General features: G+C 70.2%; 6 protein-coding genes, 2 tRNA genes and 1 pseudogene. 4 read left to right on the top strand and 5 right to left on the bottom strand.

Annotated elements, in window-relative coordinates; genetic code table 11:
* Nucleotides 1–133 precede the first annotated feature (133 nt).
* On the bottom strand, nucleotides 134–799 hold the full coding sequence (locus JNW87_RS26380; RefSeq protein ID WP_238454616.1) for a hypothetical protein: 666 nt from the start codon (nucleotides 797–799) through the stop codon (nucleotides 134–136).
* 603 nt (nucleotides 800–1,402) lie between these two features.
* Between JNW87_RS26380 and JNW87_RS26385 the strand changes: the two genes are divergently transcribed.
* Nucleotides 1,403–1,493: transfer RNA gene (locus JNW87_RS26385), tRNA-Ser, on the top strand.
* 36 nt (nucleotides 1,494–1,529) lie between these two features.
* Nucleotides 1,530–1,602 (top strand) — tRNA-Arg (locus JNW87_RS26390).
* Between the two features lie 458 nt (nucleotides 1,603–2,060).
* Here JNW87_RS26390 and JNW87_RS26395 read toward each other — a convergent pair.
* The gene (locus tag JNW87_RS26395) at nucleotides 2,061–2,282 is read right to left on the bottom strand and encodes a transposase (RefSeq protein ID WP_309234051.1); all 222 of its coding nucleotides are present in this window, start codon (nucleotides 2,280–2,282) and stop codon (nucleotides 2,061–2,063) included.
* 174 nt (nucleotides 2,283–2,456) lie between these two features.
* Between JNW87_RS26395 and JNW87_RS39760 the strand changes: the two genes are divergently transcribed.
* Complete coding sequence (locus tag JNW87_RS39760) at nucleotides 2,457–2,588, top strand: hypothetical protein (protein WP_255544363.1); 132 nt, start codon at nucleotides 2,457–2,459, stop codon at nucleotides 2,586–2,588.
* Between the two features lie 615 nt (nucleotides 2,589–3,203).
* Nucleotides 3,204–6,428 carry a helicase-related protein gene (locus JNW87_RS26400; protein WP_238454618.1) on the top strand — a complete coding sequence of 1,075 codons (3,225 nt, stop codon included), beginning with the start codon at nucleotides 3,204–3,206 and terminating at the stop codon, nucleotides 6,426–6,428.
* Between the two features lie 2,456 nt (nucleotides 6,429–8,884).
* On the opposite strand, the gene JNW87_RS41710 is transcribed toward JNW87_RS26400, so the two are convergent.
* The 3 genes and pseudogenes from JNW87_RS41710 to JNW87_RS26420 all read right to left on the bottom strand — a co-directional run.
* Nucleotides 8,885–9,715: an alpha/beta hydrolase gene (locus JNW87_RS41710; RefSeq protein WP_375373543.1), complete on the bottom strand. Its 831-nt coding sequence runs from the start codon at nucleotides 9,713–9,715 to the stop codon at nucleotides 8,885–8,887.
* A gap of 120 nt (nucleotides 9,716–9,835) precedes the next feature.
* Entirely contained in the window at nucleotides 9,836–11,245 is a 1,410-nt protein-coding gene (locus tag JNW87_RS26415; protein WP_375373542.1) for a flavin-containing monooxygenase, read from the bottom strand.
* Between the two features lie 106 nt (nucleotides 11,246–11,351).
* Nucleotides 11,352–11,575, bottom strand: a pseudogene (locus JNW87_RS26420) (endonuclease); the annotation flags it as partial.

The raw sequence follows: 11,575 nt of genomic DNA on the forward strand, positions 1-11,575 counted from the left end.
TGCGCGGCCAGCGGCGTCGCCAGCCGCCAGGCCGCCTCGGCGGCCCGCGGCCAGGGCCGCTCCCCCGGCCCGTCAGCGGCCCGGGCCGCGGCCAGCGCCACCCGGGCCGTCCCGGCGTCCGGGTGGACCTGGGTCAGCACCAGCAGCTCCGCCGCCCGGTCCGGGTGGGTCGGTCGCGGTCGTACGCCGCCGCCAGGTGCAGCACCAGGTTGGCCTGCGTCCAGAGCACCGCCGCCAGCTCGGCCACCGGCGCGAGGAGCCCGGCTCCCGCCGCGACCGCGCCACCGGCCCCCGCCAGCCGGACGAACCGCCGGGTGGCGAGCCGGGCCAGCCCGTCCGCGTCGGCATCCGGATACGTGCCGCGCAGCCCCGCGACCCACTCCCGCGCGCGCGGCCCGAGCGCCTCCACCGCCGCCAGGGCCAGCAACTCCGGCGCGAAGGCCGGGTGGTCGAGGACGCGCGAGGTGATCGCCGACCATTCCACCCCGGCGGTACGCCCCGACGCCGGCTCCGCCGCGCTGACCGCCCGTACGACGACCGGGGCCGGGCCCGGCTGAGCGGGGATCTGGGCGGTCGGCGCCGCGGTCGTCCGCTTCGCGGCGGCGGCCTTCCTCGGCGTCGCGGCCCGGGTGGCTGCCTTTTTCGGCGGGGTGGGCTGCTTCCCCGCGCCGGCCTCGGTGTGCCCTCCGTCACCAGGGTCGGCGCTGACCTCGGCCGGCGCCGGCTCGGCGCGCTTCCGCGCTCCCGGGGCCGCCTTCTTCGCCGCGCTCGTCTTCTTCGCCGCGCTGGTCTTCGCCACCGGGCTGGTCTTCTTCGCCGGGCTGGCCTGCTTCGCCGGGGCACGGCGCGCCGCGTCGTCGACGGCAGGACTCGGGGTGGCTCGGGTCGCCGCGTCGTCGGCGGAAGTGCTCGGGGTGGCTCGGGCCGCCGTGCGTCGGCCGTAGGAGACGGGGTGGCCCCGGTTGCGGGACGAGGCGGGGGCGCGGCGGCCCCGGCGGGGGCTTCCGTGCCCGAGGCGTCGCCGGCCGAGCGGCCCGGGGCGCCGGAAACCGCCTGGGCGGGGTCGGGCGGCTGGAAGAGCACGGCCGGCGCGGCCTTGGCCCGCCGCGCCGGGGACTGCGGCGAGTTCTCCGCTCCGGGCTGGCGCGTTGGTGGGGCGGGCGGCTCGGGCGTGGGCGGCGCGGCGAACGTCGGCTTCGGGGAGCGACTCCGCCGGGCACCGGTGGCGGGCTCGCGGCGGGGCGGATCGCTCGGCGGCTGCTCCTGCATATCGATGGAGCGTAGACCCGAGCGTGACCTCGCACACGTCGGAAACGCAGGGGTCCGAGCCCTCCGGGTAGTCGCTTTGCCCCGGGTGGGTACGGACCTGTATCCTCGGGCGCGGTGGTCTCCGGGCCACCAGGGAGACTTCGCCTAGTCTGGTCTATGGCGCCGCACTGCTAATGCGGTTGGGGTCTTAAAGCCCCTCCCGGGTTCGAATCCCGGAGTCTCCGCGCGAAAGCCAGGTGTGTAGACTGGCCGAGCAGCAAGCGCCCGTAGCTCAATGGATAGAGCATCTGACTACGGATCAGAAGGTTAGGGGTTCGAGTCCCTTCGGGCGCACAAGATCAAGAGGCGCTTGACCTGACACAATAGGGGTCAGGCGCCTCTTGTTGTTCCTCCTGGTGGGGCGTCCTGGTGCTCGAATGGTGCTCGTACGACGAGCGTGCCCTACGTCCCGGCCCGTCCGTCTCGGTCCATTTGGCTACGGTCTGACTCGATCAACTAGGCGACCCTTGTCGCCGGGCGGACGACCCGGCGCGTGCGGGGGGCCGCCAGGGACTGGAACCCTGAACCCCTCCGGCGTACTCCTGATCGACTCCACTCGGGCAGATCGGCCCTTGACCTGTGCGAGTTCTTCCGCTGCCTTACAGCGGTTGACAGCCCTTGTCGGCGTCAGTTGTGCCCGACGTGCGCCCGATGATCTTGCCGGTCCGCGAGGCAACGCGTGATCGGCGATTACGAGTCGGTTCCCCGGCGCTGGTCCACCGCCTGGTCCTCCTGCCCAACCTAGTGCCTCGTCATGCAGCCTTGAACGGGTAATCCGGGTGGCGGATTTTGGATCCGGTGGCGAATCCGGATTTCGGTTGGGCGCGCTGGTTGCGCCATCGGACGTACCCGCCGATCGTGGCGTCCTGCTCGGCGTGACTGCGGTGGTCGGTGCCGTTGAGCGCGAAGTAACGCACTGCGGCGAACTCGGCTTCGATCCAGTTCAGCCAGGACGCGTAGGTCGGCAGGAACACCGCACCCGCGCCTACGACTACGCCCTGCGAGACGTCGACCACCGCACCCTCGTGTCGTATCACTGGCACCCACTGGGCAGGAGCAAGTACCAGGCGCCCCACTTTCATATCCCGCCTTCGTGGCCGCGAATCCACTTCCCTTGCGAGCGCACGTCTCTTGAGTCGATCATCAGGTTGTGCATCCAGGAAATCGGAGCCGAGGCGGCCCGCGACGACTGGAACGAGGTGCTCAGCCTCAACGAGGGGAAGTTCAAGTTGTACCGGTCCTGGAATACGCAACCGGAGCTCGCCAAGGCGCGCGCCTAGTAGCCTTCCACCCGCCGTGGGTGTAGGTCATCGAGGCCAACCGGCCCGACCGGGCCGCGCGTCGCGGGGTGCGACGCCTGGTGACGGCCCGGACGAAGCCAACCGGCCGAGGCGACCCTCGCTTGCCGACGCGAACCACTCACCGGTACCACGGCGCCAGGAGTGACTTGTAAGTCCGTCGCGAAAGCTTCAGAGGTTCGAATCCTCTACCCGCCACCAGGTGCGATCACGGCCCCTGATTAGCAGAGATGCAGATCAGGGGACTTCTTCGTCTAGTCCCGTCCGGTCCCACCGGTACCCAGCATCGACAAGCAGTCGGGGGCACCAGGGGGGAAGATCGTTTCTCGCCGGAGGCTCGTGGAACAGTGCCGCGCGGAACTGATTAAGCATGGTGCTGGCCACCACACGGCTCGAGGTGTTGATCTAGCTTTTTGCTGGTTTGTCCTATGACCGTGGTGGGATTGGCGCGCGGTTGAGGACGGCAGTAGCGCTAAACGGACGTCGTCCCAGTGAGGTGCAAGAATGCACCCACCAGAACCCGTGGCCAGCTCCTCGGATAGCCGCCTGGTGCCGGCCGGAGCGCAGGGTGCGCCGTTACGACTGCATGGGGACGACATGACGATCGAGCTGCCGGCAAAGGGGCGGCAGGTGCGCATCGACGGCGGCCTGGTGACTGTCAGAGACGCCGACTGGGCAGGTGACGGTGCGATCGAACTCCTTGTCCTCGATGCCGGCGGCCAGCCTCGCCGGATCCTGCTTTCTGAGCAGCAGTTGGTTGCCGGGCTGGTGCCGGTCAACGATCGCGGTGGTGACCCCGAGCGGGCTCTTACCGGGCTGTGGGGGCGGTGGATGCAGCACGCCGTACCCCGCATCCGGTCAGCAGTACTGGCGACCCGTCCACTGCGCCCGTACGCCCATCAGGACGACGCCGTCCACGGCCACATGCTCAACCAGCCCCGGCTGCGGTTCCTCCTCGGTGACGAGCCCGGCACGGGTAAGACGATCATGGCAGGGATGTACCTCACCGAAGGGCGCCGGCAAGGCCTGATTCAGGGCCGGTCCGTGATCATCGTCCCGGCGCACTTAGTCACCAAGTGGGAGCGGGATCTGCGTCGTCTCTTCGGTGTGGAGGCCCGGCGCATCACCAACGAGATCGCCGCCGACCCAGTCGACCTCGACCCCCGCTACGACACATGGGTCGTCTCGGTCGATCTGTTTACCCACAACCCCGATGTGCGCCGCAAGGTTGCCGGCCACCGCGCCTCTTGGTCCCTTGCGATCTTCGACGAGGCGCACCGGCTGACCCCCACCAGCCAGTACCTCACCGCCGCTCGAGGAGTGGCCGCGCGCGCCCACCACCTGCTGCTGCTCACAGCCACCCCGCATCGGGGCAAGGAGCGCTACTTCCGCGGACTGATGAACCTGCTGGACCCGACGCTGTACCCATGGGACCCGCGCCAGACGGAGTACGAGACCGCACTGGTGCCCAGCAAGCTGTCGTTCTTGCGGCGGATGAAGGAACACCTCGTCGACCACGACGGCGACAATCTCTTCCCGCCCCGGTTCTCCGAGACCGTCTCCATCCAGCTGAACCCCTACGAGGCCGCCGCGTACGACGCCGTCATGGACTACGTCGACGCCTTCTACGCCGACAACGCCGCCCTCGCCCGGTCCATCTACGGCAAGCGTGCCGCCTCCGGCCTGCACGCCGCCGCGGAGACCATCAGCCGCCGCGAGGCCGCCCTGAAGGGTGCCGCGAACGAACGCGGCACTGTCGTCGTGCCGGACGACCTGCTCACCGCCGACGGCCTCGGCGTGGCCGCCGATGACGACGAGGCGTGGGCCCGGGCGGAGAACGCCCTCGTCGCGGGCCGAACCCGGGACAAGGGCGCCGAGCTCGCCCGCATCTCAACAATGCTGGAAACTCTCCGCCAGGCTGAAGAAGCCGGCACCCCGGCAAAATGGAAGGCGCTACTGAAGCTCCTTGACCAGCACGGCATCCGCCCCGGGCACGGCCAGTTGCTGGTGTTCACCGAGTTCGCCGACACCGCCCGCTGGCTCCGGACCCGCTTCGATAACGCCGGATTCAGCACGGACATCCTTGAAGGCGCCGTCGACCACCGCAGCCGCGACTCCCTCCAGGAGCGGTTCCTCGCCGGGGCGTTCCAGGTGCTGGTCTCAACTGACGCCGGTGGTGAGGGCATCGACCTGCAGTCGGCGAACGTGATGGTCGACTGGGACCTGCCCTGGTCGATGGTGCGTCTGGAGCAGCGTATGGGCCGCCTGCATCGGGTCGGCCAACGCAACCCCGTCCACGTCTACCACCTAGTCGCTCCGCATACCCGGGAGGGCCGCGTCCAGGAGGTCATGCTGAACAACCTCGAGAGCGCCGCCGAGTCGTTGGAGGGCAAGTTGTACGACCTGCTCGACGCCACAGCCTCCCGGGCCGGCTTCGACTGGGGCAAGGCTATGGTCGATGCCCAGGCTGGCCGGCACGTCACTATCCCCGAGCCCTCTGCCCTCATCGAGACCGCCCGTGCCCTCGTCGCCGACGAGCGCTCCCTGAGCACCCCGGCGAACGTCACCGAGGCCCTCGAGCGGTTCGCCGCGGACCGGCTCGAGGCGATCAACCCCGTCATCGTCGACGCGATGGTCGACCAGCTCGCGCGCAGCGGCGGCTGGGACGTCGGCCCGGGCCCGGCGAAGGGGATACGCTTCCTGAGCGCGGGGGTTGGAGGCGGCCTCCCGGAGGCACTCGGCGGCAAGGGCCAGGGCTATGTCGCCGCCGACGGCGCCTCGGTCCGCCAGGCCATCAACGACGGCGCCACCGAGCTGGACGACGTCATCGTTCTCGGCCCCACCGAGGACGCGTTTCAGCAACTCGTCGCCCACGCCCTTTCCGTGGGGGAAGAGGATCTCGTTCGCGGCGCCGCCCTGGTCGACAGCGCCTCCCTCACCTCGTACGTGCTGGCGCTGTTCGACGCCGACATCCAGTTGCACGACGGCGACGGGCGCGGCACCCGCAAGGCCCCGCTGCTGATCCGCTGCTCCGCCGGACACGCGCTGCCCGTGGCGTGGGAGTCCCTGATGACCCTGCGCGCCCCCGGCCCGGGCGACCCGGTCCCGGCCGGGCCGACCTCGTTGCCACCCGCCACTAGGCACGACGCGACGGAGGCGGCGAAGGCTGAGCTGCGCTCCCAGGTCAGCGCCCTGACCGCCGAGCGGCGGGCGTGGATCAAGGCCGCCAAGGTGCAGTTGGACGCCACTCAGTACCGGTTCGAAGAATCCATCGCCGAGCGACCCGTCGCCGAGCGCGCCCAGCTCCTCAGCGAGTTCACGACGGCCAAGGCACAACGCCTAGCCGTCCTTCATGACATCGCGCAGGTCACCGCCAGCGCCGTAAGGCTTGTCGGCTGGGTGGCCGTCACCGGCGCCGCTCGTGCCGACCAACTTGGCTATGACCCGGATGCGGAGAAGCTCGCTATCGCAACCGTCGTTACCGAGTTGGAGAAGCTCGGGTACGACGTCGACGACCGGCAGACCGCTGGCCTTGGCTACGACCTGTACGCCCGGCACCGGACCACTCGCGAGCAGCGCCTGGTCGAGGTCAAGGGCGTTCAGGGTTCGCTGCGGGCGGTGTGGCTGGAGCAGAACGAGTGGGCGCAGGCCCAGCAGCGCGGTAAGGAGTACTGGCTGTATGTCGTGGGCTCCTGCGCAACCGCGCCGGTCGTCCAGCTGCGCCAGCAGGACCCCGCCGCCGTTCTCGGCGGTCCCCGCCGCATCGAGCGCTTCCAGATCCCCCTGTCCGAACTCAACCGGCTGATCGGAGCCCAGGCATGACCACCCAGCTCGACGCCACCACCGCCGCGCTAGGTGGGAACGCTGACTCGGCGAGCACCGGGCCCGACGTGACTACACGCCTGATCGACACCTGGTTCCCGTGTCCGGAAGTGGATGCTGCGGTCGGCACCCCCGCCGGGTCCGGCCGCAGCGAGAAGGCACTGTTCACGTGGTTCGCCTCCCGACCCATCGCCCAGGCCCGCGCCGCCGTCCTGTGCTCCCTGCTGCTCGACACCCCCAAGAACCGAGCCGACATCAAGTCCGCAGTCCTAACCGGCGACGAGGCCGCGATGACGCGACTGCGAACCCGCATCGCCGAGCAGTACGGCCCCAAGCCCCCGGTCGTCCTCGACATGTTCTCCGGCCGCGGCATTATCCCCCTCGAGGCCGCCCGCGCCGGCGCCTCTTCCATCGGCACAGATCTTTCCCCCGTCGCCACCCTGGCCGGCCGGCTGCTCGCCGACTACCCGCTGCGGGACTGGTCAGCCGAGCCGCCGCTGCCGTTCGCCCCGCCCGGCGACTTCGGGAACGAGGATGACCATAATGTCCCCATTCCGGCCTCTCGGCCGGGTAAGCGCAGGGGGGCGCCGAAAAATGTCCAGCTGGGTCTGGAGGGGTTGGCGGGGGAGCCGCGGCTGCTTGCCGATGTCCGCACCGTGCTAGCCGAAGTGGGCCGGCGCGTCGGGGCCGAGGTCGCTTACCTGTATCCGGGCAACGCTGCCCAGGGTGGGGAGGTCCCGTGGGCTTACCTGTGGGCGGTCACCATCCCCTGCGACGGTTGCAGCCGCCCGTTCCCCCTGGTCGGCGCGACGCGGCTCCGGTTCCCCAACAAGCGGCAGGACGACCTGGGCCAGTCGTTCTACATCGCCACAGACGGCGACCAATGGCGCATCGTCATCCACGACGGCGAACCCCGCGACGGCTCAGCCACGTACACCGCCCCCGCGGGCCGGCGTGGCAAGTCCGCTCGTTGCCCGTTTCCCACCTGCGGGCACACCCACAGTCTGGACGTGGTGAAGGCCATGGGCTTCGCCGGACAATACGCCGATGCGATGCTGGCAGTCGCCGAAACCGACCCGGACACCAAGCAGAAGATCTTCCGCACGCCACGGCAGGACGAGATCGAGGCGGCGGCCAAGGCCGATCCAGCGGCTCTCCCGACAATCTCGGGACTGTCTGCATGCCCGACTGAGCCGATACCAAAGACCGCCGGTGTTGACGCCCGTCAGTATGGCTTCCTGACGTATGGCGCGCTGATGAACCCGCGACAGGCTGTGCTCTTCGCCACCACCACCCGGGTCATCGACGACCTGTACCGGGAGCTCAGCGGGACGGTCAGCGATGAGTACGCACGAGCTCTCGCAGCCTACGCCGCCGCCAACGTTCCCCGGCAGCTTCGTCGCTCCACAAGGGGCGCTAACCTGGCACCGTTCGGTGGCAATGCCAACCGCGATGCAACCTGGGTGCAAATCGGTGATGTCTTCTCGTCCCAGTCAGTCATCAAGTTCAACTTCGACTACATCGAGGCTGGTCCCGGGAGCGGGCCCGGCACCTGGTCCTCCGTGTCGGCCAGCCTCGTCAACGCACTAAAGAAGGTGCTGGACGAGAACCACGCCGGGGGTCGACCGGGGCGTTTCCGACGAGAGTCGGCCGTCGCCCTGCCGTTCCGTGACGGCACCATCGACGTGCTCGTCTGCGACCCCCCGTACTACCAGATGATCGCCTACGCGGACTCCTCAGACCTATTCCACGTCTGGTTCAAGCGCGCGCTCCGCTCCGCCATGCCGGACCTGTTCGACGGCAGCGTCGACGGCAACGACGGGCTCCAGGAGAAGGCTGAAGAGATCATCGTCAAGGGCCGCGGGGCAAAGGGCCACGGTGATCACCGCACCGAGGAATTCTACGAGATGATGCTGGCACGGGCGTTTGGCGAGGCCCGCCGCGTTCTTAAGGCCGACGGGCACTTGACGGTGATCTTCGGGCACTCCGACCCGGAGGCGTGGAAGCGGCTGTTAGCCGCGCTTACCGATGCCGGCTTCGTTGTGACGTCCTCATGGCCATCCCGCACCGAGACGGCGGTTACAGGGGTGGCCACCATTTCCGTGACCGTCTCCATCGGGGCACGCTTGGCCCCCGCGAACCGGCCGGTCGGCATCGCAGCACAGGTCGACGCCGACGTGATTGCTGAAGTGAAGAGCCGCTGCCGGGGCTGGGACACCGACGGCCTCGCGCTCGAGGACCAACTCATGGCCTCCTACGGCGCCGCCCTGCAGATTGTCGGCAGCTACAGCAAGGTCATTACACCTGACGGCAGCAGCGTGTTGCTGGAGCATTACATGGCGCTCGCGCGGCGCGCTGTCCGTGATGCTGTCGCCCTGCGGTTGGATGAGCTGCCCCTGGAGACCTTCGACCCGCACTCTCGCTTGGCGATCTTCTGGCACGAGGTTCACGGCCGCTTAGATGTCCCCAAGGGTGAGGCCAGGTTCTTTGCACAGTCCGACGGCCTCCGCTTGGAGGACCTGCGCGGCCCGGTCCTCACCGAAACCAAGGCCGGCTTTCGGCTTCGCCACGACGCCCCCAGTCGGCTCACTCCGGCCTCCAGCGTCTACGAGGTCGTTCGTGGCATGGCCGCTTCCTGGTCCGCCGGCACCGAAGCAGTCGCCGCCTGCCTCGCCGCCGCGGAGCGGCCTCCGACTGACGCCCATGTGTGGGCGCTCGTCGACTGGCTCACCACCAAGCTGCCCGCATCCGACCCGGTCGCCGTCGCGTTGGCGGCGGTCAAGCGCAACCGCGGATCCGTCCAGGCCAACGCTGCCACGCGAACCGCCGCCGCTGCGGCCGTCCAGTCCAGCCTGTTCGAGGAGACCCTGTGACCGCACCCGCCTACGGCATCCATTGGGCCGATGTCCTGACGCTGCGCGAGGAGGTCCGGCCAGCGCGTGCGTGACCACCCGGGCCCCGGCGCCGTGCCCCACCAGCACCGCCCGCCGCGGCAGGCCCGCCGCCACCTGGGTCACGTCATGGGCGTACGACCGCAGCGTCGCCCCCGGCGCCGGCTCGCTGCCGCCGTGCCCGCGCAGGCTGAGCGCGTACGCGGGGAAACCGCGGGACGCCGCGTGCTCCAACCAGTGCTCGGCGAACGCCCACGCCCCGTGCCCGAACCCGGGCACGAAGAGCAGCGGTGGTCGACCCTCCTCCAGTTGCGGCACGGCGCTGAGCACCTCGCGACGGGCGGGGCGCTCCGGTCGGGCCCACTCCCGGGCCCGCACGATCCGCACCCGCTCGATACTCACTGGGCCACCCCTTCGTTCGCGACTGCGGGGCTCCGCTTCGCTGCACTCCTCGCGCTCACCGGGCCACCCCTTCGTTCGCGACTGCGGGGCTCCGCTTCGCTGCACTCCTCGCGCTCACCGGCCGCCTTCCAGCTCGTCCAGGGCGCGCTGGACGGCGCGCAGGTAGTCGGCGTGGCCCACCTCGAACCAGTGGCGGGTGCTGTCCTTGACCGCGCCGGAGTAGCGCTCGCCGACGCCGGCGGCGACCTTCTTGGCGAACGCCGCGGCCCGGTCCGGCCGGGTGGCCCGCAGCCGCAGCAGGCGGGCGAAGAGCACGCTCTGCCAGTGCGAGATGGTGAAGACGCCGGAATCCGGCTGCACCAGACCGACCACCGCCAGGGTGGGGTGCCCGGCGGTGAACTCGTTCAGCCAGAGCCGGGGCCGGCCGACGCCCTCGTCGTCGCCAAGCACCTTCGCCTCCAGGAACTCGAAGCGCGGCAGGTAGCCGGTGGCGAAGATGACCAGCTCGGGGTCGATCTCCCGGCCGTCGGTCAGCTCGACCGACCGGTCGTGGAAGCGGGCCAGCTCCGGCACCGGGCTGATCTCGCCGTGACCGACGTAGTACACGAGCTGGCTGTTCGCGATCGGGTGCGTCTCGTAGACCCGGTGGTCCGGCTTGGGCAGGCCGAACCGGGTGAGGTCGCCGACGGTGAGCCGCAGCGTCCAGTGGTAGAGCCACTGGCGGACCCGCAGCGGCACCCGCAGCGCGAGCAGGCTGTCGTTGACCTGGTCGGCGGGACGGCCGAGGACGTACTTCGGGGCGTACCAGTAGCCGCGGCGGGTGGAGTGCCAGCAGCGGGACGCCTGCTGGGCCGCCTCGACCGCGATGTCGCAGCCGGTGTTGCCGGCGCCGACCACCAGCACCCGCTTGCCGCGCAACTGCGCCGGGTCCTTGTAGGACGAGGCGTGCATCACCTCGCCGCGGAACCCCTCCAGCCCCTCGTAGCGGGGCAGCTTCGGCGACCAGTTGTGCCCGTTGGCGACGACCACCGCCGCATACCGCGAGGTGCGCTCCGGGCCGTACCCGCCGGTGCTGCGGGTGGTCACGTCCCAGCGGTCCCCCTCGACCGGCTCCACCCGCACCACCTCAGTGCCGAACCAGATGTGCCGGCGCAGGTCGAAGTGGTCGGCGTACCGCTCGAAGTAGGACAGCAGCTGGCTGTGGTGCGGGTAGTCCGGCCAGTCGTCCGGCATCGGGAAGTCGGGGAACTGGGTGAACGGCCGGGACGAGATGAGGTGGGTGCTGGCGTAGACCGGGCTGCGGTCGTGCCGCCAGTTCCAGGCCCCGCCGACGCCGGTCTCCCGCTCGTAGCAGTCCACGCCGAAGCCGTGCTCGGCGAGGTTCTTCACCGCGGTGAGGCCGCTGGCCCCGGCCCCGATGACGCAGACCGTGTCACCCCGGTCCGAGACCGGGCGGCCGTCCGGGGTCTGGGCGAGCGTCCCCGGCGGAGCGTCGGGGCGGCCGAGGTCGGTGGAGGAGGACACCGGGGAATCTCCTTATGTACGGCACGGTGTGCCGGGTCGCTGCGAAATCCTGCCGACAACTCCCGCCGTTGTCCAGCCCCGCCCGCCGGCCGCCGCCGGTGGCGGCTCAGTCGACCGCGGGCAGCAGCAGGTCCACCAGCACCGGGAAGTGGTCGCTGGCCCGGCGGGTCAGCGGCGTGTCCACCACGTCGTAGTCGACCACGGTGACCCGCGGGTCGACGAAGAGGGCGTCGATGCGGCGGCGCGGGTCGCACACGGGTGAGGTGTGCCGGTCGGCCCGGTCGGCGGCGACCGCGGCGTCGGTCAGTCCCGCCGCGACGGTCCGCCAGG

Source organism: Micromonospora sp. ATA51 (genome assembly GCF_016802855.1).
Lineage (GTDB): Bacteria > Actinomycetota > Actinomycetes > Mycobacteriales > Micromonosporaceae > Micromonospora > Micromonospora sicca.

Coding starts and splice junctions, on each gene's coding strand:
- JNW87_RS26400 (WP_238454618.1), top strand. CDS start 3,204: ATGACGATCGAGCTGCCGGCAAAGGGGCGGCAGGTGCGCATCGACGGC.